This window comes from Klebsiella sp. M041 (assembly GCF_059759695.1).
In genome coordinates, this window is the sequence record NZ_JCAXWU010000006.1 from 114548 (window position 1) to 138133 (window position 23586).

Sequence of the window (23586 nt, forward strand, 5' to 3'; positions counted from 1 at the left end):
ACTCTAGTCTAGGGAGACTGCGGCGCGGTTTCCAGTCCTCACCGCCGGCGAAAGACAAATAAGCGCAAGAATTTGCAAGCCGACAACAAGCGGGTGAAAGCCGCAGGTTGCGGCAGGCGGCATACTCCTCCCTTCAACAGGCAGAGGAGAACCAAGGTGAACGCATTACTTTATGCACTCGTTGTCGTTATCTGGGGAACAACGTGGATTGCGATTTTTTTACAGCAGGGGCCGGTGGCGGCGCCGGTATCGATTTTCTGGCGTTTCGCCGTGGCCAGCGTCACGGTGCTGGCGATTCTGCTCGTCACGCGACGTCTGCGGCCGCTGGGCGCGAAGGACCATCTCTGCTGCCTGCTGCAGGGCTGCTGCGTCTTCTGCTTCAATTTCTGGTGCTTTTATACCGCCGCCGCCTGGATCAACACAGGTCTGGAATCGGTGATCTTTTCCATGGCGGTGCTGTTTAACGCCATCAACAGCTTTCTTTTCTTCCGTCAGCAGCCGCCGGGACGCTTCTGGGCTGCCGCCGCGCTCGGTCTGGCCGGTATCGTCACCCTGTTCTGGGATGACCTGCTGGCCAACGGGCTGAACGCTTCGCTACTGTGGGGGATCGGTCTGAGCGCGCTGGGCACTTACGGCTTTTCGCTGGGCAATATGTTCAGTATTCGTCACCAGCGGCGGGGGCTGGAGACGCTGACCACCAACAGCTGGGCGATGCTGTACGGCACGCTGGTGATGGGCGCCATCGCACTCCTCCGCGGGGATAATTTTATGCCGGAGTGGACCGTCAGCTATCTTGGCGCCCTGCTTTACCTGGCGCTGTTCGGCTCAGTTGTCGCCTTCGGCGCCTATTTCACCCTTGTGGGACGCATCGGCGCCAGCAAAGCCGCCTACAGTACGCTGCTGTTTCCGCTGGTCGCCCTGTCCATCTCCACCGTCTATGAAGGCTATGTATGGCACAGCAACGCCGTGATCGGACTGGCGCTGATCCTGTTGGGTAATCTGGTGATGTTTGCCAAACCGGAACAGCTGCTGCTGCGCCGAAAGCTGGCCTGAAACGGCGGAAGATAAAACAGCGCCGTCGGCAGACGGCGCTGGCGAGATTACCGCTGGGAAGGGTCGAATTTGACGGCGTCGACCGCCATAGCATCGATCACCTGCTTCATGGTTTCGATGGTCAGCGGCGTGTTTTCATTGGCCAGGGTTTTTCCTTCCCCTTTACGAACCACTTTGATCACCGGCTTGTTGGTGCTGGCGTCAATCAGTTCAGCTTCAAAATAGAGGTCGGTGTCCATCGTACGATGGCCGGTGGCGGCCTGAGTACCGGCAACAATCATCGCGACCGGAACCACTTCATAGAACTGCAGCCCTTCTTTGCTGGAGTCCACCCCGGTGATCGCCCCGCGGAAAATAAGGCTACGCTTGCCGGCGGTGGTAGCCAGCGGTTTACGCTCGGAAATGGCCTGTTTGAGCTGTTTGTTGGTGTAATTAAGAATATCCTGCAACGCCTTTTCACCGACCTGGGTCGTCGGCTTCGGTACCGGATAGTACGTTACCGGATGGTAGACGACATTATCGTAGTTAGCCGGATTGTAGTTTGGGTCGATCCAGCGCAGCTCCGACTTGCCGGAGGCCGTGGTGGCTTCTTTCAGGTTGGAATAATCTTTTAAAAAGCCCGAATACTGATTCGGCTGCGCCAGTTTGGACGCACAGCCCGTCAACGCTAACATCCCCGCCAGAGCGGCGACTTTAAATAACACGCGAGTACGCATAAAGAGATCCCTGTAAATGCAGTTTTTTCGGCAGACGTTATAGCAGATAAGACCCAGTAGTTTTGTGACAAAATGAGGGCTTCGTCAAGGAAGATATACAAATATTGATGGGATCAACATTACGTTATTAAATAATTACTTAATAGGTGAACAGGTCGCCTTTAACCCTCTTTTCAGCGAGGCTTTTCGCGCTGCTTTATCCGATGGGTATTAGCGCAAGGCGGCGCGGTCAATCTCAGCCATTTCACGCGCCGCTGAGGATTATGCGGGCTTGCGCGCCAGCAGCGTGGCGAAGCGCAGTTTGATCCGGTTGCCGCTGGCGTCGGTCCGATGCAGCTCACCGACGTCCTCGTTGTATTTCAGTAATTCCCAGCCCCGGTAGTACTCCCGAAGTTCATCGGGTTTAAAAGCAAACGGGAAGCCGACGGTGCAGGGATAGTCCTCGGTGTCCATCGCCGCGACAATCAGGTTATAGCCCCCGGCGGCGGTGCAACGCTGCATATTGCCGATGAGTCCCGGGATAGCGCCGGCCTCAAGAAACATCATCACCACGGTGGAGAGGATCAGATCATACTCGCCGTCAAAGGTCAGGCTGTTGAGGTCTTTTACCGCGGTCTGCAGATTATCCAGCCCTTCGGCGGCGCGAATAGTCTCCAGATTATTGATGCTCATCGCATTTTTATCCCACGCCGTCACCGTGAAGCCGTTTGCCGCCAGATAAAGGCTGTTACGTCCGTTGCCGCAGCCCAGATCCAGCGCCCGCCCCGGCGGCACCATCGTCGCGGCATGCAGCACCTCGGAGTGGGTGCGGGTCAGGCCATATTTTTGACTAAAATAGTCCGCGTCACGCGTTGTCATGATCCTTCCTTCTTATTCAGGAGTGTTTCCCGGTCGACCTGTAGCAACAGTTTCCCGCTGACCAACAGCAGCCCTGTGCGCAGCAGCAGCAGGCCAATGACCAGATTGCTAAAAATAAAGAGCGGCAGCGCCAGATGATGAAAAAAGCCGTCCGCCTTCGCCTGGCCCAGATGCAGGCCGGTAGTGGCCAGTGCGGAAATACCGAACGAGAAGCTCCAGAAAGAAGCATTGAACGGCTGGCGAAGATACCAGGGCATCAGACGCAGCATAAACAGCAGCTGCAGCAGACCGTAGCCAAACAGCAGCTTAGCAAAGGTATCAGCCTCCCCGCCGTTGACGCTGAGCCAGGCGCTGCAGGCCACCAGCGCAGGCGCCAGCTGGATCCCCAACGACGTGCGCAGCGCGGTCGGCAGTTCGCCTGCGCTGCGCAGACGATGGAGGATAGCCGGCTCAAGGCTCAGCCAGGAGAAGACTCCGGCGCCAAGGAACACCAGTCCGGCGTCGGTAAACCCCAGCGCGCCGCAGGCCATCGCGCTGATAAAATTATTCGCCACCGTAGGCAGATACAGCCCCGGCGTGGTGGCCTCGCGAGGATGGTTTCCCCGCCACAGGCCGCCGCTTTGCCAGGCGGCATAGGCGAGCTGCAGCGCCACGCCCGGCACAAACAGCCCGATGGCCAGCGGCCGGCACCAGGGTACCAGACCAATCGATACCAGCAAGGTAGTGGCGGGAAACAGGCTGACGAAGCTGCTGCTGACGGGATGTCGCATCTCCTGCAGCACACTCGCCGGAAAGCGGATCGCCCGGCTGATAAACGCCATGCTGAGCAGGACCCACATCGCCATCGCCAGCGTCACCAGCCCATCACCAATGCTGCGGCTGACCGGCCAGAGGGTGCTGGCGTAACGCCAGGCAAAGCCCATCCCGATGGTGCCGAGCACCATGCCAAAGTAACCCGCCGGCAGATTCAGCACCTGCCGCGATGTATGCGTTTTGTTCATTTTATTGATGATATCAATTTAATTTGAAGTTGCATTCTAAAGGAACCTTATCCCACGCGCTACGGCGATCTTTGCTATGTTTATGTTAACCATAAGTAATGAGGATCGGGAATGCGTAAATACCGTCTCAGCGAACAGACCCGGCAGTATTGTTACCAGGCAGAGGATGGCAAACAGTGCGTCATCCTGCGCCAGATCGTGGCGCTTATCGATTTCGCTGACGTCAAAGCGGGCAGCGAAGGCGGCTGGGTGGAGGAGGAAAGCGCTCTCAGCCAGCAGGGAGAGTGCTGGATCTACGATGCCAACAGCGTGGTCTTCGCCGGGGCGCGCATCCTCGACGATGCCCGACTCCATGGCCCCTGCGAGGTCAGCCATGGGGCTATCATCAGCGGACGGGCATCCATTCACGCCTCGCAGATCAGCCATCACGCGCAGATTTGTGACAACGTCACGATTAGCCTGAGTACGGTGCGCGGTGACTGTCGCCTCGCCGACGAGGCGCGTCTTCTGCCCCACTGTCAGGTGATTGCCGCCCGCGGGCTGACCGCCGACCGCGACAAAGTGCTGCAGATTTATCAGCGAGCCACCGTCAGCGCGTCGCGCATTCTCCATCAGGCGCAGATCTATGGCGAGGCCTACGTCGAGCACGCTTTTGTCGAACATCGGGCGGAAGTCTTTGACCACGCCAGGCTTGAGGGAAACGAGGAGAATGACGTTTGGGTGTGCGATAACGCGCGGATTTACGGGCATGCCCGTCTGATCGCGGGTCGCGGCGAGGATGCCATTCCCACTGTGCGCTACAGTTCCCAGGTTGCGGAGAATGCGGTGATTGAAGGTAACTGTCTGCTAAAGCACCGGGCGATGGTGGGCGGCGAGGCGCAGCTGCGCGGTGGACCGATTCTGCTTGACGACGACGTGCTGATCCAGGGTCGGGCTGTCATCGTCGGCGATGTGATCGTTGAGCACCAGGTCACGCTTGGGGACGAGGTGCAGATCGCCGCGCGGGAAGGAGAAGCCATTCACCTGCGCGGCCCGAAGACCCTCGACGGCCAGCAGCAGATCACCCGAACGCCGCTGTTAGGCGCCCTGTAGCGCCTCGTCGCGGTCAATAATGCGGGCGTAGATATTCTGATCGTCATAGCTGCCGTTCAGATATTCGGCCTGCCGGAGACAGCCTTCCAGAACAAACCCGTTACGCAACGCCACCTGGTTGCTGCGGGTATTCGCCACCCGACATTTGATTACAAACCGGCGCACCAGCCCGCTGCGTGCATAATAGTGGATAAAGGCCTGCAGGGAACGGGACAGATACCCCTGCCCCTGGCAATCTTCATCGATCCAATAGCCAATATAGGCCGTCTTATTCTGCGGCTCGATCTGGTTGAACGACAGAACGCCAATCGGCCGCTTATCGAGAAACAGCAAAAACATTTTGGCGTAATCCCGCTGGTGCAGCATCACGTTACCCTGCACGTGGCGGCGGGTCTCCTCTTCGCTGCGCACCTCTCCGGCCCAGCTGAGCGACTGCTGTAGCCAGCGCTGGTTTTTCACCACCAGCTGGTGCAGGTCGCTGACGTAACGCTCATCAATGGCGGTAAGCGTCAGTCCCTCGGTCACCGGGATCGACTCTGGTACTGCTGGAATGTCTGTGGTCATGGGGCTCTCTACGGGCCCGCAGGGGGTACCTGGGGGCCACGGCTGTCACGGGGTTATTTCATGATCCGGTCGTCGACGTAGTTACGTTTATCCGGCGCCGGCGGGAAGTACTGATAGAGCCAGGTTTCGCTGATGGCTTCTCCCTGACAGCGCAGGAACAGACGCATCTCCACCGGGTCGGTCGAGTCGGAGGTCGGATACCAGTCGAACAGGATCCGGTAGCCATCGAACGGCTCGACGTAGAGGATCTCAATCTGCTTCGCTTCGCCGCTGGAGAGGGTGATCACCGGTTCAATACCGCGCGGCGCGGCCGCTTTCAGATCGCCGCCGACAAAGTCGATGGCAAAACGACGCGCCCACTTGTCCGGGTAGTGTTCCCCCGGCGCCCATCCCTCCGGGAAGCCCCCCATCCCGGTGCGGGTGGCGAGCACACGCGCCAGCGGGGTGCTCACCGGCGGCTGCGCGCTCCAGTAGAGACGGTAGCGGAAGTCCAGTTCGTCGCCCGCCTTCACCGCCTTTTCCGGCTGCCAGAAGCAGACGATGTTATCCAGCGTTTCACCTGTGGTCGGGATCTCCATCAGGCTGACCGCCCCTTTGCCCCACTGGTTACGCGGCTCCACCCACAGGCTGGGACGCTTGTTATACCAGCCCATCACGTCCTGGTAGTGGGAGAAATCGCGGTCCAGCTGCAGCAGACCAAAGCCGCGCGGGTTCTTGTCCTGGAAGGCGTTGAACTGCAGCTTCTGCGGGTTGTTCAACGGCCGGCAGACCCATTCGCCGTTGCCCAGCCACATCGACAGCCGATCGGAGTCGTGGATCTGCGGGTGGATGGTATCGCACATCCGACGCTCGTTGTTGCCGCAGCTGAACATGCTGGTCATCGGCGCGATACCCAGCTGTTTGATATCCTTGCGGGCGTAGAGATGGTTCTCCACGTCCATAATGACCTGGGTATCCTGGCAGTGGATGGTGAACTTGTAGGCGCCAGTGATGCTCGGGCTGTCCAGCAGAGCGTAAACGGTGAATACCGTGGCGTCTCCTTTGACCGTTTCGAACCAGAAAGAGGTGAAATCGGGGAACTCTTCCGGGGTATCGGTAAAGGTATCCACCGCCAGCCCACGGGCCGAGAGGCCATACTGGTAGGTGCTGTCTACCGCGCGGAAATAGCTGGCGCCGAGAAACGCCACGATATCCCGGCGCGCCAGCTCAGGCGCTTTAAATACCCGGAACCCGGCGAAGCCGAGGTCGGACTGCCCTTCCAGCTGGCGGGTATCCACCCCGGCGTCATTGTACTTGAACAGCTCCGGACGGAAGTGGATCTCGCGCGCCTGCTGGGTGGCGGCGTCTAAAGAGAACATGCGCACGCGGCGACGGAACCCCATCCCGACGTGGAAAAACTGGATATCCAGTTTGCGTTCTTCAATATTGTTCCACAGCGAGTGGTTGGCGTCATACTGGATGCTGTTATAAGCCTGCGGGGTGAGATTGGCCAGCGTCGGCGGCAGATCGCGCGGGGCGCCGCCCCACGGCTGGCGCGCCAGATCGTGAGCCATCGCCTGCAGCACGGCATAATCAAAACGGCGTGTCTGCCCGTCGGCAATGCCCGCGTCTTCAGCAAACGCGGCCTGACTGAATAAGGAAGCGACTCCTGACGTTCCGCATACGGCGGCAACAGCCATGGAAGATTTAAGAAAACGTCTGCGGTTCATGCCTGAGAAAGCGTCCTTCTGCACGGGTGAATTGATTCGCAACGCGTCATCACGCTGCGTGATAATTTCCGCCCACTCTAGACAAAAACGATTAATAATCCAATTGTTGCCAGCAGAAAAACGGTAAAAAAGCCCTGTCTACCGGAACAGGCCGTTTTTAATCACCGGCGGAGGGAGAGCGCAATATCCAGCCCAGGGCCCGCCTGCAAACAAAGCGGACAGCACTCATCCCGTCTCATCGCCGGGGCGTTTCTTAGCCGCCCACGGCCTGCAGCAGGCCCGCGCCCCGCTGAGCCGCGACCCATCCCCTTTATTCGAGGGTCACGTGATGCTTCATCACCCGGCGAAACAGCGCCAGCCGGGCGCGCATAAAGCGATTCTCCACTTTAAAGCCGGCACGCTTATGCAGGCCAATGCGCAGCAGACGATCCCGTCCGCGCACGCACGCCGGCCAGCGCACCGCGCCGGCAAGCACCTGCTCGCCGCTGGCGACGCGGGCAAACTGGGCCCAGTAGTCAGCGACCTGAGCGGCGAAGGCCAGATCCGCTTCACTGGCATACTGCCGCACCGGGTCGGTGAGCCGCAGGTTATCAAACACGTAGGGCACCTCGTTGCCGTGCCAGGCGCCGTGCGGATAGACATCATGCTCCGCTTCCGCCACATAATCGAACCAGTACCGCCAGCATGGCTGGCCCACGCGCTGCTGGGCCTGCATCACCACATAGCCGAGGGTGGTAAACGCCATATCCCGACAGACTTCCCGCCCCAGCGCTTCATCCCCCTTCACGCCGGGATAGAGGAGTTTGATCAGTCCCAGTCCCAGACGGCGCTCGCGGCGAAGCTTCTGGATCTGCCCGGCGATATCGACGCCAAACACCGCCATCACGCTGGCTTCATCGCTGTTGGATCCGATCATCACCGGCATCGGATGCTGGCGCCCGGCAAAAAAGGTCTCCAGCATCGGCTGCGGAAGCACCACATCGCCGGCGATGGGCGCTGGCCCGATATTCAGCGGGGCGGTTAGCGACCAGAAGGCCTCCGCCGGGATCGCCCGCAGTTGTTCAGCGCTGGCCTGCGGCAAGGCGAAGCGTTCCGCCAGCAGGCGGCCTTTCTCCAGCGCCTTTTCTCGCGGCAGGTCGGGTAAGGTATACCCGCTCTGAATAATCGCTTTATGGAACAATCCTTTCGCTTTCGGCGAGGCCATCAGCGACAGCACGCTGCGCGCCCCGGCGGATTCGCCAAACAGCGTAACGTTGGCGGCGTCGCCGCCGAAGGCGTGAATATTCTCCTGGACCCACTGCAGGGCGGCGATCTGGTCGAGCAGCGCGAAGTTATACAGACGCTCGCCCGCCTCTTCCTCCAGTGCCGGATGGGCGAAAAAGCCAAGATGGCCCAGTCGGTAGTTGACCGTCACCACCACCACGTCGCGGCTGGCCAGCGCCAGGCCATCGTAAGGCGGCAGGCTGCCGGCGCCGATGGTAAACCCGCCGCCGTGCAACCAGACCATCACCGGCAGCGGCTGCGCTGCGCTGGCGGGGGCCCAGACGTTGAGATAGAGACAGTCTTCGCTGAAGCGGCCGGGATCCCCGCCGCCAAGTTCGCGGCAGTAGTCAATGTCCTGCCAGCTGGCGGCGGAAAAGGCGTCGGCCTGACGCACGCCATGCCAGCGGGCGGGAGGCTGCGGCGCGCGCCAGCGCAGCGGCCCCACGGGCGGCGCGGCGTACGGAATGCCGCGCCAGATATGGATCCCCTGCTCTGCGCTCCCGGCCAGCGTGCCCTGCCGGGTTTTCGCCAACGGTTTCGACGGATGTTGCATAACCTGCTCCCTGTAAGGCTGATGCCAGCAGGGTACTGATTTTACAGAAGACCGCAACGTCGTTTGCTGCGCTCCTCCGCCTGCCGGTACAGTTCAAACTCATCCTGCACCGGGCAGCCCAGCGCCGCCTCAAAGGCTTCGCGGCTGGCATTCCCGTGGCTGCGCGCCTGGGTTTCGTTACCCAGATTGGACTGAAAAATGCCCGCCGCGCTGACCGGTAAAAAATCCTCATAGACGATGGGCTGGGCCACCACCCATCCGCGCTCGATCAGCGGCTGGGGATCGTCGCCCGGGCGAAACGCCTGGCGATGGGCCTCGCCAGCCGGCGTCAGGCGGTAGCGAAACCAGGCCAGCCCCTGCTGACGCAGCAGAAATTCGCTGTCGGGAAATTCGCGGAACACCTCCTGCAGATGCAGCTGGTGGCTGAGATTGTCTTTGCCGGTCCCTGCCGCCTGCAGCAGCCGGTCGTACAGCGCGCGCCCTTTCGGCGTCAGCGCCACGCCGCGCTGCTCAATTTCGCCAAAGCGGGCGCTGTGGGTGCCGCGGTGTTCGCCGGCGAACATCACCGGCTCCTCAAGCGCCTTGAAGCTGGTCTGCCGCAGGAGGATCGGTACCTCCCGGCGCGGTGGACCTTCGATCAGGGCCTTTGGCTCAATACCGCACTCCGGCATCAGGGCCTGCGCGCGGTCAATATCCAGCGTCCGCGGCGTGAGGTGGTTGATATGGCATCCCGGGAAGCAGACCACATCGGCAATCAGGCGATGTTCGCGATGCAGCGCGTGGTAGGTCTCCTCATCGACGGTGGCATGCCGGTGCCAGCGGAAGGTCTCCAGCGCCTCCTGCACAAACTCGCGGGCTTCCGCTGGGGTGAACGCCCCTTCGGCCTCGTGCCGGGCGATCAGCGCCAGGCAGCGGGGAGTGAATATGTTGCGCCGGGCGAGGATCGCCTCGGCCCGCTCGCGCAGAGCGCGGTTTTCGATCAGCTCCAGACGCAGCAGCGAGGTAAATACCCGAAACGGATTGCGCGCCAGCGCGGCATCGTCGACAGGACGAAACGCCGTAGAGTGAACCGGCACGCCGGCCTGCGAGAGATCGTAATAGCTGACGGGATACATCCCCATAATGGCAAACATGCGACGCAGCGTCGCCAGTTCCTCCGCTGTGCCCACGCGGATCGCCCCGTGGCGCTCAACGTTCAGGCGCGCCAGCTCGTCGGCGTTGGCCAGTTGTTCATGCAGCTTCGGATTATTTTCCAGTACCGCCAGGTTGACGTCAGCCACCAGCTCCAGCAGCGTCCCGTACTGCGGAACTTCCTGCTGATACATGGCCGACATGGCCTGCGAAAAGTGCTCCCGAATCTCATCAGCCGTGATGGTGTTCGCCATGATGTGTTACCTCCAGTGAATACTTCCTGGAGTGTAGGAAAGCTGCCTCCCGGCGGGGGGAAGAATTTACAAACTGTGATGGCGATAACCTGCTTCCGGTCACGGGCATAGCGCAGAACATAACCGATGGTTATGAAAAACACCCGGTAATTTCACTTTAAATTAACAATACATTTACACACACTGTTTCTGGCGACATTACAACAACATGCCCCTCTACCCTCTATACGGAGTACCCGATGAACGATAAATGGTCCCCGCGCGAGGTTATCCATCGCGATTACAGTAGTCACCCGCCCGCTTACGCCCCGGGCTATAAAACCAGCGTCCTGCGCTCCCCGAAAAACGCCCTGATCTCCCTGCAGAACTCGCTGTCGGAGATCACCGGCCCGGTGTTTAGCCGCGACGACCTGGGTCCGCTGGATAATGACCTTATCCTTAACTATGCCAAAGAAGGCCTGCCGATTGGCGAGCGGATCATTGTGCACGGCTACGTGCGGGATGGCTTCGGCCGACCGATGAAAAACACCCTGGTGGAAGTCTGGCAGGCCAATGCCGGCGGCCGCTATCGACATAAAAAAGATCAGTATCTGGCGCCGATTGACCCGAACTTCGGCGGCTGCGGCCGGGTGCTGACCGACGAGAACGGCTATTACTGTTTTCGCACCATCAAGCCCGGCCCCTACCCCTGGCGCAACCAGGCCAGCGACTGGCGTCCGGCGCATATTCATTTCTCGCTCTCGGGCGACGCCTGGGCCCAGCGCCTGATCACCCAGATGTATTTCGAAGGCGACCCGCTGATCAAGCAGTGCCCGATCGTCAGAACCATTAATAATGACGACGCCGTGCGCACCCTGATCGCCGAGCTGGACATGCACGCCGCCGTGCCGCTGGATTGTCTGGCCTACCGCTTCGACCTTGTTCTGCGCGGCCATCGCGCCACGCTGTTTGAAAATCGCACTCAGGGGGCCGCCCGATGAAAGAGTATCTGCCTGAAACCGCCTCGCAGACCGCGGGACCCTATGTTCATATCGGTCTGGCGCCAGACGCCGCGGGTTTCCATATTTTTGAGAAAAATTTTGGTCCGGTTCTCACCACCGCCGATACCGTCGGAGAACGGATCACCATTGAAGGCCGGGTTATCGACGGCTCCGGAACCCCGGTCCGCGATGTGCTGCTGGAGATCTGGCAGGCCAACGCTGCGGGACGCTATAACCATCCTGACGATCGTCAGCAGCAGAAAGCGGTCGACCCGGGCTTTCGCGGCTGGGGGCGCACCTGCTCTGACTTCACCTCCGGCGTCTGGCGCTTTGAAACCATCAAGCCCGGCGCGGTGGTTGGCCGCGATGGCCGTCTGATGGCGCCGCACGTCAATCTGTGGGTGGTGGCCCGGGGGATCAATATTGGCCTCAATACGCGGATGTATTTCGCCGATGAGCACGAGGCCAACGCCAGCGACCCGGTGCTGAATCTCATCGAGTGGGAGGTGAGACGCAAAACCTTAATCGCTGAGCGCGAAGTTCGCGGTGCGGAAGTGGTCTATCGTTTCGACATTTATCTGCAGGGCGAGAACGAAACCGTCTTTTTCGATATCTAGCGGCCATGCAGACCACCGCCGTCGCCCCGCACAGCCGGGGCGGCGGCGTGTTAAACCATAGGGAAAGATCTTGTAATGTAATCAGCTCAAATGTTAAAAATATTTTGCTATCTGGTTATCAAATTTAAACAAGGCCGCTTGTCTCTTTCACCGCTGTGTTTTTAACATCATCTTACTATGGAAAAAAATGGTCTCTTCAGTCAGCGCATTCGCTTGCGCCATCTACACACCTTCGTGGCCGTCGCTCAACAGGGAACGCTGGGGCGCGCGGCTGAAACTTTAAATCTGAGCCAGCCAGCACTTTCAAAAACGCTTAACGAGCTTGAACAGCTGACCGGTACCCGTCTGTTTGAGCGGGGACGTCTGGGGGCGCAGCTGACCCTGGTCGGGGAACAGTTTCTGACTCATGCCGTGAAGGTGCTTGATGCCCTTAACTCGGCGGGCCAGGCGCTGAACCGTAAAGAGGGCCTGAATAACGATATTGTACGCATCGGCGCGCTGCCTACCGCCGCGCTGGGGATCCTGCCGACGGTGATCGGCCAGTTCCATAAGCAGCAAAAAGATATCACGCTGCAGGTCGCCACCATGAACAACACCATGCTGCTCGCCGGGTTAAAGTCCGGGGAGATCGACATCGGCATCGGACGGATGTCCGATCCGGAGCTGATGAGCGGCCTGCATTACGAACTGCTGTTCCTGGAATCCCTTAAGCTGGTGGTTCGTCCGGGACATCCCCTGCTGCAGGAGACGGTGACCCTCAGTCGGGTGATGGAGTGGCCGGTGGTGGTCTCGCCAAAGGGCACCGTGCCGCGGCAAAACGCCGAAGCGCTGCTCCAGAGTCAGGGGTGCAAAATGCCCGCCGGCTGCATCGAGACCCTGTCCGCCTCCCTGTCGCGCCAGCTAACGGTTGATTTTGACTATGTCTGGTTCGTCCCTTCCGGGGCGGTGAAAGACGATCTTCGCCGTGGCGTACTGACCGCCCTGCCGATTGCCACCCAGGGCGCCGGGGAGCCCATCGGTATTTTAACCCGCGTCGATGCGACGCTGACCCCCGGGACGCACACCCTGCTCAGCGCTATTCGTAAATCAATGCCTGCCTGATCCGCCGCTCCCCCGGCCCGTCGCGGCCGGGGAGCCGACGCCGACTGAGACACATTCAGCAAAATAATCATTTAGTGCGAAATTATTTATTAACATTTGCGCAAATTTCTTTAACAGATCTATCATATCGCGATTTCACCAAATGGTTCATTTGAAATCAAAGCAGGCAATAAATTTGGCTTTATGAAGATAAAAACCACTTCATTCAAAATTAAAACAAAATAACTTTGTTTCATTTGGTTCGTAATGAGGTGGCTGGTGTGGTTAAGGAGATTTCATGACAACTGGCAACGCGCCGCGCGGATTCCCCCGGATCCTGCAGTGGCTTCTCGCCGGACTGATGCTGATCATCGGTCTGGCTATCGGTATTCTGGGGGCAAAACTGGCTCTCGTCGGCGGCACGCTGTACTTTGCGCTGATGGGCGTGGTGATGGTTATCGCGGCAGTGCTAATTTTCCGTCACCGCCGCGGCGGGATTTTGCTGTACGCCGTGGCGTTTATCGCCTCAGTGATCTGGGCGATCGGCGACGCTGGCTGGAACTTCTGGCCGCTCTTCTCGCGCCTGTTCGCCCTTGGCGTGCTGGCCTTTCTCGCCGCCCTGGTCTGGCCTTTCCTCGCCAGCCCGCCGGCGAAAAAAGGCCCGGCTTTTGCCATCGCCGCCGTGCTCGCCGTGGCGCTGGCGGGAAGCTTTGGCTGGATGTTTAAATCCGAACCGCTGGTCAGCGCCACGGAAGCGGTACCGGTGAAACCCGTCGCACCGGGCGAAGAGCAGAAAAACTGGGCGCACTGGGGCAACACCACCCACGGCGACCGCTTCGCCGCTCTCGATCAAATCAACAAGCACAACGTCAACCAGCTGCAGGTAGCCTGGGTGGCGCATACTGGGGATATTCCGCAGAGCAATGGCTCCGGCGCGGAAGATCAGAATACCCCGCTGCAGATTGGCGATACCCTTTACGTCTGTACCCCATACAGCAAAGTGCTGGCGCTGGATGTCGACAGCGGCAAAGAGAAATGGCGCTATGACTCCAAATCCTCTTCGCCTAACTGGCAGCGCTGCCGCGGCTTAGGCTATTACGAAGATAGCCAGGCGCAGACGACGCCAGCGTCAGGCGCCCAGCCTGCCGCCTGCTCCCGTCGTCTGTTCCTGCCGACGATCGATGCCCGCCTGATCGCCATTGATGCCGACACCGGCAAACTGTGCGAGAGCTTCGGCGATCGCGGTATTGTCGACCTCAGCGTCGGAATGGGCGAAGTCAAAGCGGGCTACTATCAACAGACCTCCACCCCGCTGGTCGCGGGCAATGTGGTGGTGGTGGGCGGCCGCGTCGCGGATAACTACTCTACCGGCGAACCGCCGGGGGTGGTCCGCGCGTTTGACGTCCATACCGGTAAACTGGCCTGGGCGTGGGATCCGGGTAATCCGGCGCTGACCGGCGTACCGCCGGAGGGCCAGACCTATACGCGCGGCACGCCGAACGTCTGGTCGGCGATGTCTTACGACGCGAAGCTGAACCTGATCTATCTGCCGACCGGCAACGCTACGCCAGACTTCTTCGGCGGCGAACGAACCGCGCTGGACGACAAATACAGCTCCTCTATCGTCGCTGTGGATGCCGCGACCGGCCAGGTACGCTGGCACTTCCAGACCACCCACCACGACCTGTGGGACTTTGATCTGCCGTCTCAGCCGCTGCTGTACGATCTGCCTGACGGCAAGGGCGGCACCACCCCGGTGCTGGTGCAGACCAGCAAGCAGGGCATGATCTTTATGCTCAACCGCGAAACCGGCGAGCCGGTGGCGAAAGTGGAAGAGCGGCCGGTGCCGGTGGGCAACGTCAAAGGCGAGCGCTACTCGCCGACGCAGCCTTACTCGGTGGGAATGCCGATGATCGGCAACCAGACGCTGACCGAGTCCGATATGTGGGGCGCGACGCCGATCGACCTGCTGCTGTGCCGTATCCAGTTCAAAGAGATGCGCCACCAGGGGGTCTTTACCCCGCCGGGGGAAGACCGCTCCCTGCAGTTCCCGGGCTCGCTCGGCGGCATGAACTGGGGCAGCGTCTCGGTGGATCCCAACAACAGCCTGATGTTCGTTAACGATATGCGTCTCGGTCTCGCCAACTATATGGTGCCGCGCGAAAAGGTAGCGAAAGACGCCAGCGGCATTGAGATGGGCATCGTGCCGATGGAAGGCACGCCGTTTGGCGCCATGCGCGAACGTTTCCTGTCGCCGCTGGGCATTCCGTGCCAGAAACCGCCTTTCGGCACCATGTCCGCTGTGGATCTGAAAACCGGGAAACTGGTGTGGCAGGTGCCGGTAGGCACCGTAGAGGATACCGGGCCGCTGGGGATCCGCATGCATATGCCGATTCCGATCGGTATGCCGACCCTTGGCGCGTCGCTGGCGACGCAGTCCGGGCTGCTGTTCTTCGCCGGCACCCAGGATTTCTACCTGCGCGCCTTTGATACCGCTAACGGCAAGGAGATCTGGAAATCCCGTCTGCCGGTTGGCAGTCAGTCCGGCCCGATGACCTACGTGTCGCCGAAAACCGGTAAGCAGTACATCATTATCAATGCGGGCGGCGCCCGTCAGTCTCCGGATCGCGGCGATTACATTATCGCCTACGCGCTTCCTGACCATCACTGATTGACCTAAGCAAAAGGGCCCATTCGGGCCCTTTTTTGCTGCTGACGAAACGCCTTGCGCGTTAGCGATTACTGGTCGCCAAAGTGGATCACGGTGCGAATCGATTTGCCTTCATGCATCAGGTCAAAGGCCTCGTTAATTTGCGCCAGCGGCAGGCGATGAGTAATAAACGGGTCGAGGCGAATTTTACCCGCCATCGCGTCTTCCACCATTCCCGGCAGCTGGCTACGGCCTTTCACGCCGCCAAAGGCGGAGCCGCGCCACACCCGGCCAGTCACCAGCTGGAACGGACGGGTCTTGATCTCCTGCCCGGCGCCGGCCACGCCGATAATGACGCTCTCGCCCCAGCCTTTATGGCAGCATTCCAGCGCCGCGCGCATCACATTGACATTACCGATGCACTCGAAGCTGAAATCCACCCCGCCGTCGGTCAGCTCAACGATCACATCCTGAATGGGCCTATCGTAGTCGTTGGGGTTGATAAAGTCGGTAGCCCCCATCTCTTTCGCGAGAGTGAACTTATCCGGGTTAGTATCGACCGCCAGAATGCGTCCGGCTTGCGCCTGCACGGCGCCCTGGATCACCGCCAGGCCGATGCCGCCCAGGCCAAAGACCGCGACGGTATCCCCAGGCTTAACCTTCGCCGTGTTGTGCACCGCGCCGATGCCGGTGGTCACGCCGCAGCCCAGCAGACACACTTTATCCAGCGGCGCCTGCGGATTGACTTTCGCCAGCGAGATCTCAGCGCAGACCGTGTATTCGCTGAAGGTGCTGGTGCCCATGTAGTGATAAATCGGTTCGCCGTTATACGAGAAACGGGTGGTGCCGTCCGGCATCAGCCCTTTTCCCTGGGTGGCGCGCACCGCCTGACAGAGATTGGTTTTACCCGACTTACAGAACTTGCACTCGCCGCATTCGGCGGTATACAGCGGAATGACATGATCGCCCGGCTTAAGGCTGGTGACGCCCTCGCCCACTTCCACGACCACGCCGCCGCCTTCATGGCCCAGCACCGCCGGGAAGACGCCTTCCGGATCGTCACCGGAAAGGGTGAAGGCATCGGTATGGCACACGCCGGTATGGGTGATTCTCACCAGAACTTCGCCTTTTTTCGGCGGCGCGACGTCAATCTCTACGATTTTTAACGGCTGACCGGGGCCAAAGGCCACTGCTGCGCGTGATTTCATAACTGTCTCTTCCTCGTCGTGATGTTATTTTAAATAAGATCGTAGCAGATGACCGACCTCTGCCATTCTCGCGGCCCGCTGGTCCGGGGTGGTGTCGCCGCTGACCAGCTCGTCCTGCAGGTGGATCTCCACCATTTCGCCCATCAGACCGTTTGCCGCCCCGCGAATCGAGGCGATCTGCTGCAGGATAGTCATACAGGGTTCGCCGGACTCCAGCGCGCGTTCAAGGGCTTCGACCTGGCCGCGGATGCGGCGTACGCGGCTGAGGGCCCGTTTTTTATCTTCAGGTGAATGTGGCACGATAACGCCTCCGTATCATATAGGGGGGTATACTATATTTTATTAGCCGCAAAGGCAAAAAAAACCCCGTCGCGGGACGGGGTCTGAATGTTGAAGCGAGTGATTCAGCGCTTACGGGGCATCATTCGCAGCAGGGTATTATCTTTCCACCAGTAATGATGGAGCAGCGCGGCAAAGGCATGCAGGCCAATCACAAAGTAACCGGCATTCGCTAACCATTCATGGATCGCTTTCAGGGTGTCCACCCGCTCAAAATCGCTCTGCGGGGCATACGGCATCGTCAGGCCAAAGGCGTACCAGGGATTCCCGCGCCAGTACATCATCACCATGCCGATCAGCGGCAGGGCAATAAACAGCAGATAAATAACCAGATGGCCGAGATGGGCGAAACCGGTCATCATTGGCGACGGCTTCGGCACGATCGGCGGCGTAGGCGTTTTCAGCCGCACCAGCAAACGCGCCGTCATCAACACGCAAATGGCGATCCCGCAGGAAACATGAATCATATTAATCAGCGGCCGATCGCTGCGGGGAAAAAAACCGCGCAGCTCCATCGCCGCATAGGCCACCACCACCAGCAAGAAGACCAGCCAGTGGATGCCAATCTGCAGGCCGGAATATTTATCGCGCATGGAATATCCTTAATGGAAAGTGTGATGCTGCCAACATAGCGGCCTTCCCTTAAATTTTCATTAACCTTTACGTTGAATTAACAAATGATTACCGCATTGTGTCGAGCCGCTGCACCCGGGCCACGCGAACGGGCGCCGGATACCATGAGCTATTACAAAATTAAACAGTTTTGTTACCTGCCGCCGCGCTCTCCCCTCTATAGTTGAGAACATCTGTCGGCCACGCTGCGTATGGAGATAAAAATGAAGAAAATTAGCTTACCGCTATTGCTGCTGACCGCGTTGGCCAGCCCGACTTTCGCCGCGGACTGTCAGCCTAACGGCATCGGCGGCTCATTTTGCATTAACGATGACGGGACCACCGCCGACACGGTGCCGAATGAAGTCAACGGTATGGATACGTATTCGAACAATGGCGGGTATAGCAGTTCTCTGCCCGACCAGTCGGGGGCAGAGGAAGCGCTTGAAGGGTCAACGCTGTCGACGCAGCAGGACAGCGTCGCCAGCAGCGGTCAGGGAGACAGCGCCCTGGCGGGGCGCGACTGGCATTCGCCGTCCAATCTGAATGATGGCGCCGCCACCTCCAGTATGAGCCTGCTGGATAAACCCTGAGGCCTGGCGTCAGGCAAAGCTCCAGCCTGCGGCGCCGATGGCGACGGCGAACAGCAGGCAGGCCAGCGCCGTTTTGCGTAACAGCATGGTATAGAAGGAGATGGCGACGCCAACGAATACCACCAACAGAATGGGCCACATGCTTAATAACAACAGCAGAAAACCCTCAATATTATTATGGATTACGCTTTCCACATCCGCATCCCTGCCTCATCGTCGATAAAGTAAGCAGAATTTAATATGTAACATGAATACATTCAAATAAAATATAAATGTAAATGATTATGCGCCGCATTCTGCTGCGCCGGCCGGGCCTGGCGCAGGCGTTTGTTTCTTTTGCCTTTTTTTCAATCGTTTTAAAGCGTTAGGTATCTGTTGTATAATGACGTGCACTTTAACTAAAAAAAGAGTGCGACCATGATTGATTCCTCATTGCCATTAACCGACATTCACCGCCACCTTGACGGTAACATCCGGGCCCAAACCATCCTCGATCTTGGCCGCGAGTTTAACATCACCCTTCCCGCTACCACCCTTGACACGCTGCGTCCCCACGTCCAGGTCACCAGCCTGGAGCCCGATCTGGTCAGTTTTCTCGCCAAGCTCGACTGGGGGGTGAAAGTCCTGGCCTCGCTGGAAGCCTGCCGTCGCGTGGCGTATGAGAACGTCGAAGACGCGGCGCGCAATGGCCTGCACTACGTGGAGCTGCGCTTCTCCCCACGCTATATGGCGATGACCCACCAGCTGCCGGTCGACGGCGTGGTAGAGGCAGTGATCGCCGGGGTACGTGAGGGGTGCCGCGATTTCCAGGTCGATGCCCGCCTGATCGGCATTTTAAGCCGCACCTTTGGCGAAGCGGCCTGTCAGGAAGAGCTGGCGGCCCTGCTCGCCCACCGCGATGGCATCACCGCCCTCGACCTCGCTGGCGATGAGCTGGGATTCCCGGGGGCGCTGTTCCTCAGTCATTTTAACCAGGCCCGCGATGCCGGGTGGCATATCACTGTCCACGCTGGCGAAGCGGCCGGCCCGGAAAGTATCTGGCAGGCCATCCGTGAACTGGGCGCCGAGCGCATCGGCCATGGGGTAAAAGCGGTACAGGATCCCGCCCTGATGGACTATCTGGCCGAGCACCGCATCGGGATTGAGTCCTGCCTCACCTCGAACGTGCAAACCAGCACCGTGCCCTCTCTGGCCCAGCATCCGCTGAAGCAGTTCCTTGAGCACGGCGTGCTGGCGAGCCTCAACACTGACGATCCGGCGGTCCAGGGGGTCGACATTATCCACGAATACACCGTGGCGGCGCCGGCGGCGGGGCTGAGCCGGGAGCAGATCCGCCAGGCGCAGATCAACGGACTGACTCAGGCGTTTCTCAGCGAACAGGAAAAAGCCTCGCTCATTCAGCGGGTGGCCAAAGGCTGATTACCGGCCCGGCAGCCGCGCTGCCGGGCTATTTTTCACACCAGGCTGAGCGTGGCGCGGTGCCGGGCCGACTCAATACCGAGCTCAATCAGGGTCATGATCTGAATCGCCTCGCTGGCCGGGACCGGATTTTCTCCCACTCCGTTGAGCGCATCGCGGATAGCGGCATAGTAAGCGGGATAATTGCCCGGCAGCGTCAGCCACGTCTCCTCGCTGCGTTCGTCGCCTTCGACGCGAGTGAGAGTACCGTCACGCATATCATACCCCCAGTCCTCCTGCGGCAAACGTTCGCCATTTTTCAACCGCTCTTCCTGCGGGTCGAGACCGTACTTGATATAGCTGGCCCGCGAGCCGTGGACGATAAAGCGCGCGCTCTCCGCGGCGGCGAGCAATGTGCCGTGCAGCACCACCCGCCGCTGGGGATAGGCCAGCACCGCGTGAAAATAGTCGGTGGATTGCGCGCCGGGCCGAAGCTGAGCGAGATCGACCGTGATGCTCACCGGCAGACCAAACAGCGCCACCGCCTGGTCGAGCAGATGCGGTCCAAGATCATACCAAATACCGCTCCCGGGGCCCGCCTGCTCCCGCCAGCGCTGGCGCACCTGCGGCCGGAAACGGTCGAAATGTGATTCGAAGTAACACACCTCTCCCAGCTGGCCTTCGTTGATCAACGTTCTGACCGTTAAGAAATCACTGTCCCAGCGCCGGTTGTGAAATACCGACAGCACCCGACCACAGTGCTTCGCCAGGCTCTCCAGCTCGCGAGCCTGTGACAGTGTCACGGTAAAGGGTTTATCCACCACCACGTGCTTCCCGGCCTCCAGCGCCGCTTTCGCCAGTGGGAAGTGAGTGTCGTTCGGCGTGGCGATGACCACCAGATCGATCTCCGGGTCGTCCAGCAATTCACTCGCCGCACTGACCACCTTCACGCCAGGCCAGTCGGCATGAACTTTGGCCGCGTCGCTGCTGGAGACCATCGTCAGCGCCAGGCCCGACGTGCCGCTGATTAACGGCGCATGAAACGTTTTGCTGGCGTAGCCATAGCCCACCAGCCCCACCCGGATCGCATCACTCATGTTACCGCCTCGCTTATTCAGCTGATGTCAATATCTGGTTAATGAGAATATTCTTACAAACCGTGAATCAAACTTATCATTTTTTCACTCAAGGTTTTACCGCATGCGTGCAAAATCAGACAGATACCCCTTGTGATCTGCTGACCATGGAGTAACATTTCCCACTGTGTTCAAAGGATATTGAAGTGTTATGACGACTGTTTTTACCCGTATTGTAGAACTTATTGGCTGGATTGTTTTTGGGATTTCCGCACTGCTTTTGGTTATCGCGCACCATATTGATAATTATCAGTCGCCACCGCCAGCGGATGTGGTGCAGACAAAGTAGCGCCGCCGTGAAACAGTGACCTGCTTCGCAACTGTGCAACCGGTTTCAGAAACCGGTTGCACAACTCTCCTTGCTTTGATTACACTCCCTCTATCATCAGACTGGGAGCTTTTTCATGGCCGCTTTTCCGCAACATTTTTTATGGGGTGCCGCTACCGCAGCGTATCAGGTCGAAGGTGGGCACGACGCTGACGGTAAAGGACCGTCAATCTGGGATATTTACTCTCACCTGCCGGGAACCACCTTTGAAGGGACCACCGGCGATATCGCCGTCGATCACTATCACCGTTTTCGCGAAGACGTGGCGTTGATGGCCGAGATGGGCCTGCAGAGCTATCGCTTTTCCATCTCCTGGCCCCGCCTGCTGCCCTCCGGGCGCGGCGAGGTTAATGAAGCAGGCGTACAGTTTTATAGCGATCTGATCGATGAACTTCTGGCGCATAATATTGAGCCGATGATCACCCTCTATCACTGGGACCTGCCGCAGGCCCTGCAGGATGAGGGCGGCTGGGAAGCACGCAGCACCGCCGAGGCCTTCGCCGAGTACGCCCGCCTGTGCTACGCGCGCTTTGGTTCGCGGGTGAAGCTGTGGGCGACCTTTAACGAGACCATTGTCTTCATCGGCCACGGCTACATTAACGGCCTGCATCCCCCGGCCGTTCGCGATCCGGCGCGCGCCATCCAGGCCTGTCATCACGTATTTATCGCCCATGCGCTGGCGGTGAAGGCTTTTCGCGAGATGGCCGTGGCGGGCGAGATTGGTTTCGTCAATGTGCTGCAGCCGCATACCCCACTCACCGACAGCGAGGCAGACCGGCAGGCTACCGACCTGGCTGACGCCATCCATACCCACTGGCTGTACGATCCTGTGCTAAAAGGCGCCTATCCTGCTGCCCTGCTGGCGCAGACTCAAGCGCTGTGGGGCGTACCGCGCTTTGCTCCAGGGGACGACGCGCTGCTGCGAGACAACCGCTGTGACTTTATCGGTCTGAATTACTATCGTCGGGAAACGGTATCCGCCCAGCCGCCCGAAATCCCCACCGGCGGCGAGCCTGGCGTGGAGGGGTTATTCTATTTCGTGCGTAATCCGCAAAGCACCTATACCGAATGGGGCTGGGAGATCTGGCCGCAGGGGCTGACCGACGGCATTATGATGATCAAGGCGCGCTATGGCGATATCCCGATCTATATCACCGAGAATGGCCTTGGGGCGAAAGACCCGATTATTGCCGGTGAGGTGGTCGACGATCCGCGAATCGACTATCTGTGCAGCCATATTGGCGCCCTGGAAAAGGCGCTGGCGCAGGGAGCGGACGTCCGCGGCTATTATCCCTGGTCGTTTATCGATTTGCTGAGCTGGCTCAACGGTTATCAAAAGCAATATGGCTTTGTCTATGTGGACCACCAGCAAAATCTGGCACGCAAACGAAAGAAGAGTTTTTATTGGTACAAATCTGTTATTGCCAGCCGCGGCGAACAGCGTTAATCTTCTCCTGCGGGCGCCATTCGGCGCCCGGTCTGATTTAGAATATTCTTAAACATCTCCCTGCTCTTCAAGGTTGGCTTTGCTCCTTGTCATGGGTTTTTATAACCTGAATCATGCCACGCGGCCCCGGCAGAAGGCGCCGTTGGTTGAGAGTAGGTTTAGTGAATGCTGATAATATTCAACATAATTATTCCGATTATAAAATGGATACGAAAATGACCGTTCTGGACTATTTATTAAAATTCCGCAAAATCAGTTCGCTGGAAAGTCTTGAAAAACTATTTGATCACCTTAACTACTCCCTGACTGACACCGAAGAGATCGTTAATATGTATCGCGCCGCCGACCATCGCCGGGCAGAGCTGGTTTCCGGTGGTAAATTGTTCGATGTGGGCCAGGTGCCTAAATCCGTTTGGCGATTCGTGCAGTAAGACTGTCATCCTTCACGCCAGTTGCTTATACTTCCCGGCCTGCTTTTATACACTGGCGTTGAATAGGGGAGAAACATGACGTCACAATCTGCGGAGCGCATCGGCGGCTGGCTGTTGGCACCGCTGGCCTGGTTGCTGTTGGCGCTGTTGAGCGCCTCGTTATCGCTGCTATTTTTTGCCAATGCCCTCATGTCGCCACAGACCTGGGCCTTGCTGCGCGCCATGAGCACCGGACACATGGCGCTGTGGGTCGCCTCGCTGCTGTTTGCCATCGGCATGTGGTTTTATACGCTCTGGCTGACCATCGCCTTTTTCAAACGGCGCTCGCTGGTGCCGAAACACTATATTATCTGGCTGCTCATTACGCTGCTGCTGGCGATAAAGGCGTTTGCCTTCTCCCCCGTTTCGGATGCCCTTGCTCTGCGTCAGCTACTGTTTCCGCTGCTGGCCGCCGCGCTGCTGGCGCCCTATTTTCGCCGTTCACAGCGGGTCAAACGGACCTTTGTTAATCCGTAAAAACCCCACACTTAACCTGTTGTCGCCGGTATCGTTTTATTCGATAATAAGCGGCTT

Annotated in this window: 24 protein-coding genes; 12 read left to right on the forward strand and 12 right to left on the reverse strand. The window is 59.1% G+C overall.

The features are described from left to right. The first annotated feature begins 156 nt into the window (after window positions 1-156). Complete coding sequence (locus AC6CWS_RS09540) at window positions 157-1053, forward strand: DMT family transporter (protein WP_065881555.1); 897 nt, start codon at window positions 157-159, stop codon at window positions 1051-1053. A 47-nt stretch (window positions 1054-1100) separates the two neighbouring features. Here AC6CWS_RS09540 and AC6CWS_RS09545 read toward each other — a convergent pair whose 3' ends face one another. The 3 genes from AC6CWS_RS09545 to tehA form a co-directional block, all read right to left on the reverse strand. After that, window positions 1101-1769 carry a DUF3313 domain-containing protein gene (locus AC6CWS_RS09545; RefSeq protein WP_065881551.1) on the reverse strand — a complete coding sequence of 223 codons (669 nt, stop codon included), beginning with the start codon at window positions 1767-1769 and terminating at the stop codon, window positions 1101-1103. Window positions 1770-2030: 261 nt separating this feature from the next. Next, the gene (tehB, locus tag AC6CWS_RS09550) at window positions 2031-2627 is read right to left on the reverse strand and encodes a tellurite resistance methyltransferase TehB (RefSeq protein ID WP_065881550.1); all 597 of its coding nucleotides are present in this window, start codon (window positions 2625-2627) and stop codon (window positions 2031-2033) included. Beyond that, entirely contained in the window at window positions 2624-3628 is a 1005-nt protein-coding gene (gene tehA / locus AC6CWS_RS09555) for a dicarboxylate transporter/tellurite-resistance protein TehA (RefSeq protein ID WP_048297635.1), read from the reverse strand. The genes tehB and tehA overlap by 4 nt, the downstream gene beginning before the upstream one ends. A 111-nt stretch (window positions 3629-3739) precedes the next feature. Between tehA and ydcK the strand changes: the two genes are divergently transcribed. Next, entirely contained in the window at window positions 3740-4720 is a 981-nt protein-coding gene (gene ydcK / locus AC6CWS_RS09560; protein WP_065881548.1) for a YdcK family protein, read from the forward strand. On the opposite strand, the gene rimL is transcribed toward ydcK, so the two are convergent. The 4 genes from rimL to hglS form a co-directional block, all read right to left on the reverse strand. Further along, the gene (rimL, locus tag AC6CWS_RS09565) at window positions 4706-5284 is read right to left on the reverse strand and encodes a 50S ribosomal protein L7/L12-serine acetyltransferase (RefSeq protein WP_032453097.1); all 579 of its coding nucleotides are present in this window, start codon (window positions 5282-5284) and stop codon (window positions 4706-4708) included. The two genes, ydcK and rimL, sit on opposite strands and share 15 nt — an antisense overlap. A 53-nt stretch (window positions 5285-5337) precedes the next feature. Then, window positions 5338-6993 (reverse strand): glucan biosynthesis protein D, encoded by a 1656-nt coding sequence (locus AC6CWS_RS09570; RefSeq protein WP_032453098.1) that lies wholly within the window; start codon window positions 6991-6993, stop codon window positions 5338-5340. Window positions 6994-7303: 310 nt separating this feature from the next. Continuing rightward, the gene (locus AC6CWS_RS09575; RefSeq protein ID WP_023289910.1) at window positions 7304-8809 is read right to left on the reverse strand and encodes a carboxylesterase/lipase family protein; all 1506 of its coding nucleotides are present in this window, start codon (window positions 8807-8809) and stop codon (window positions 7304-7306) included. A 41-nt stretch (window positions 8810-8850) separates the two neighbouring features. After that, the gene (gene hglS / locus AC6CWS_RS09580; RefSeq protein ID WP_023289911.1) at window positions 8851-10194 is read right to left on the reverse strand and encodes a 2-oxoadipate dioxygenase/decarboxylase HglS; all 1344 of its coding nucleotides are present in this window, start codon (window positions 10192-10194) and stop codon (window positions 8851-8853) included. A gap of 239 nt (window positions 10195-10433) precedes the next feature. On the opposite strand from hglS, the gene pcaH reads away from it, so the two are divergent. The 4 genes from pcaH (at window position 10434) to AC6CWS_RS09600 (ending at window position 15542) form a co-directional block, all read left to right on the forward strand. Next, entirely contained in the window at window positions 10434-11174 is a 741-nt protein-coding gene (pcaH, locus tag AC6CWS_RS09585; RefSeq protein WP_004202816.1) for a protocatechuate 3,4-dioxygenase subunit beta, read from the forward strand. After that, window positions 11171-11791: a protocatechuate 3,4-dioxygenase subunit alpha gene (pcaG, locus tag AC6CWS_RS09590; RefSeq protein WP_023289913.1), complete on the forward strand. Its 621-nt coding sequence runs from the start codon at window positions 11171-11173 to the stop codon at window positions 11789-11791. The genes pcaH and pcaG overlap by 4 nt, the downstream gene beginning before the upstream one ends. 177 nt (window positions 11792-11968) lie before the next feature. Continuing rightward, window positions 11969-12892 carry a LysR substrate-binding domain-containing protein gene (locus tag AC6CWS_RS09595; protein WP_023289914.1) on the forward strand — a complete coding sequence of 308 codons (924 nt, stop codon included), beginning with the start codon at window positions 11969-11971 and terminating at the stop codon, window positions 12890-12892. A 277-nt stretch (window positions 12893-13169) separates the two neighbouring features. Further along, window positions 13170-15542 carry a membrane-bound PQQ-dependent dehydrogenase, glucose/quinate/shikimate family gene (locus AC6CWS_RS09600; RefSeq protein WP_065881547.1) on the forward strand — a complete coding sequence of 791 codons (2373 nt, stop codon included), beginning with the start codon at window positions 13170-13172 and terminating at the stop codon, window positions 15540-15542. A gap of 68 nt (window positions 15543-15610) precedes the next feature. Here the strand turns inward: AC6CWS_RS09600 and AC6CWS_RS09605 are convergent, their stop codons facing one another. The 3 genes from AC6CWS_RS09605 to cybB form a co-directional block, all read right to left on the reverse strand. Continuing rightward, a complete protein-coding gene (locus AC6CWS_RS09605; RefSeq protein ID WP_065881546.1) occupies window positions 15611-16729 on the reverse strand; it encodes an S-(hydroxymethyl)glutathione dehydrogenase/class III alcohol dehydrogenase in 1119 nt (372 codons plus the stop codon). A gap of 24 nt (window positions 16730-16753) precedes the next feature. Then, window positions 16754-17029: a metal/formaldehyde-sensitive transcriptional repressor gene (locus tag AC6CWS_RS09610; protein WP_004202822.1), complete on the reverse strand. Its 276-nt coding sequence runs from the start codon at window positions 17027-17029 to the stop codon at window positions 16754-16756. A gap of 104 nt (window positions 17030-17133) precedes the next feature. Then, window positions 17134-17661 carry a cytochrome b561 gene (gene cybB, locus AC6CWS_RS09615; protein ID WP_080901579.1) on the reverse strand — a complete coding sequence of 176 codons (528 nt, stop codon included), beginning with the start codon at window positions 17659-17661 and terminating at the stop codon, window positions 17134-17136. Window positions 17662-17904: 243 nt separating this feature from the next. Here cybB and AC6CWS_RS09620 point away from each other — a divergent pair, with 243 nt between their 5' ends. Then, window positions 17905-18273 carry an RND transporter gene (locus AC6CWS_RS09620; RefSeq protein WP_065881543.1) on the forward strand — a complete coding sequence of 123 codons (369 nt, stop codon included), beginning with the start codon at window positions 17905-17907 and terminating at the stop codon, window positions 18271-18273. Between the two features lie 9 nt (window positions 18274-18282). Here AC6CWS_RS09620 and AC6CWS_RS09625 read toward each other — a convergent pair whose 3' ends face one another. Further along, the gene (locus AC6CWS_RS09625) at window positions 18283-18468 is read right to left on the reverse strand and encodes a hypothetical protein (RefSeq protein WP_004202827.1); all 186 of its coding nucleotides are present in this window, start codon (window positions 18466-18468) and stop codon (window positions 18283-18285) included. A gap of 222 nt (window positions 18469-18690) precedes the next feature. Between AC6CWS_RS09625 and add the strand changes: the two genes are divergently transcribed. Then, window positions 18691-19692 (forward strand): adenosine deaminase, encoded by a 1002-nt coding sequence (add, locus tag AC6CWS_RS09630; protein ID WP_065881535.1) that lies wholly within the window; start codon window positions 18691-18693, stop codon window positions 19690-19692. 35 nt (window positions 19693-19727) lie between these two features. On the opposite strand, the gene AC6CWS_RS09635 is transcribed toward add, so the two are convergent. After that, window positions 19728-20768: an oxidoreductase gene (locus tag AC6CWS_RS09635; RefSeq protein WP_065881530.1), complete on the reverse strand. Its 1041-nt coding sequence runs from the start codon at window positions 20766-20768 to the stop codon at window positions 19728-19730. Window positions 20769-20958: 190 nt separating this feature from the next. Here AC6CWS_RS09635 and blr point away from each other — a divergent pair, with 190 nt between their 5' ends. From blr to AC6CWS_RS09655, 4 genes are all read left to right on the forward strand, one after another. Then, window positions 20959-21096 carry a division septum protein Blr gene (blr, locus tag AC6CWS_RS09640; protein WP_012541534.1) on the forward strand — a complete coding sequence of 46 codons (138 nt, stop codon included), beginning with the start codon at window positions 20959-20961 and terminating at the stop codon, window positions 21094-21096. Between the two features lie 115 nt (window positions 21097-21211). Then, window positions 21212-22582, forward strand: coding sequence for a GH1 family beta-glucosidase (locus AC6CWS_RS09645; RefSeq protein WP_065881529.1), 1371 nt, complete (start codon window positions 21212-21214; stop codon window positions 22580-22582). A gap of 215 nt (window positions 22583-22797) precedes the next feature. Continuing rightward, window positions 22798-23013 (forward strand): transcription modulator YdgT, encoded by a 216-nt coding sequence (gene ydgT, locus AC6CWS_RS09650; RefSeq protein WP_004202843.1) that lies wholly within the window; start codon window positions 22798-22800, stop codon window positions 23011-23013. Window positions 23014-23088: 75 nt separating this feature from the next. Beyond that, window positions 23089-23529 carry a DUF2569 domain-containing protein gene (locus AC6CWS_RS09655; RefSeq protein ID WP_065881527.1) on the forward strand — a complete coding sequence of 147 codons (441 nt, stop codon included), beginning with the start codon at window positions 23089-23091 and terminating at the stop codon, window positions 23527-23529. Window positions 23530-23586 lie beyond the last annotated feature (57 nt).

Excerpts from the sequence above, each read along its gene's own strand:
- AC6CWS_RS09545 (WP_065881551.1), bottom strand. The coding sequence starts at position 1,769 with ATGCGTACTCGCGTGTTATTTAAAGTCGCCGCTCTGGCGGGGATGTTA.
- tehB (WP_065881550.1), bottom strand. The coding sequence starts at position 2,627 with ATGACAACGCGTGACGCGGACTATTTTAGTCAAAAATATGGCCTGACC.
- tehA (WP_048297635.1), bottom strand. The coding sequence starts at position 3,628 with ATGAACAAAACGCATACATCGCGGCAGGTGCTGAATCTGCCGGCGGGT.
- ydcK (WP_065881548.1), top strand. The coding sequence starts at position 3,740 with ATGCGTAAATACCGTCTCAGCGAACAGACCCGGCAGTATTGTTACCAG.
- rimL (WP_032453097.1), bottom strand. The coding sequence starts at position 5,284 with ATGACCACAGACATTCCAGCAGTACCAGAGTCGATCCCGGTGACCGAG.
- AC6CWS_RS09570 (WP_032453098.1), bottom strand. The coding sequence starts at position 6,993 with ATGAACCGCAGACGTTTTCTTAAATCTTCCATGGCTGTTGCCGCCGTA.
- AC6CWS_RS09575 (WP_023289910.1), bottom strand. The coding sequence starts at position 8,809 with ATGCAACATCCGTCGAAACCGTTGGCGAAAACCCGGCAGGGCACGCTG.
- hglS (WP_023289911.1), bottom strand. The coding sequence starts at position 10,194 with ATGGCGAACACCATCACGGCTGATGAGATTCGGGAGCACTTTTCGCAG.
- pcaH (WP_004202816.1), top strand. The coding sequence starts at position 10,434 with ATGAACGATAAATGGTCCCCGCGCGAGGTTATCCATCGCGATTACAGT.
- pcaG (WP_023289913.1), top strand. The coding sequence starts at position 11,171 with ATGAAAGAGTATCTGCCTGAAACCGCCTCGCAGACCGCGGGACCCTAT.
- AC6CWS_RS09595 (WP_023289914.1), top strand. The coding sequence starts at position 11,969 with ATGGAAAAAAATGGTCTCTTCAGTCAGCGCATTCGCTTGCGCCATCTA.
- AC6CWS_RS09600 (WP_065881547.1), top strand. The coding sequence starts at position 13,170 with ATGACAACTGGCAACGCGCCGCGCGGATTCCCCCGGATCCTGCAGTGG.
- AC6CWS_RS09605 (WP_065881546.1), bottom strand. The coding sequence starts at position 16,729 with ATGAAATCACGCGCAGCAGTGGCCTTTGGCCCCGGTCAGCCGTTAAAA.
- cybB (WP_080901579.1), bottom strand. The coding sequence starts at position 17,661 with ATGCGCGATAAATATTCCGGCCTGCAGATTGGCATCCACTGGCTGGTC.
- AC6CWS_RS09620 (WP_065881543.1), top strand. The coding sequence starts at position 17,905 with ATGAAGAAAATTAGCTTACCGCTATTGCTGCTGACCGCGTTGGCCAGC.
- add (WP_065881535.1), top strand. The coding sequence starts at position 18,691 with ATGATTGATTCCTCATTGCCATTAACCGACATTCACCGCCACCTTGAC.
- AC6CWS_RS09635 (WP_065881530.1), bottom strand. The coding sequence starts at position 20,768 with ATGAGTGATGCGATCCGGGTGGGGCTGGTGGGCTATGGCTACGCCAGC.
- blr (WP_012541534.1), top strand. The coding sequence starts at position 20,959 with ATGACGACTGTTTTTACCCGTATTGTAGAACTTATTGGCTGGATTGTT.
- AC6CWS_RS09645 (WP_065881529.1), top strand. The coding sequence starts at position 21,212 with ATGGCCGCTTTTCCGCAACATTTTTTATGGGGTGCCGCTACCGCAGCG.
- ydgT (WP_004202843.1), top strand. The coding sequence starts at position 22,798 with ATGACCGTTCTGGACTATTTATTAAAATTCCGCAAAATCAGTTCGCTG.
- AC6CWS_RS09655 (WP_065881527.1), top strand. The coding sequence starts at position 23,089 with ATGACGTCACAATCTGCGGAGCGCATCGGCGGCTGGCTGTTGGCACCG.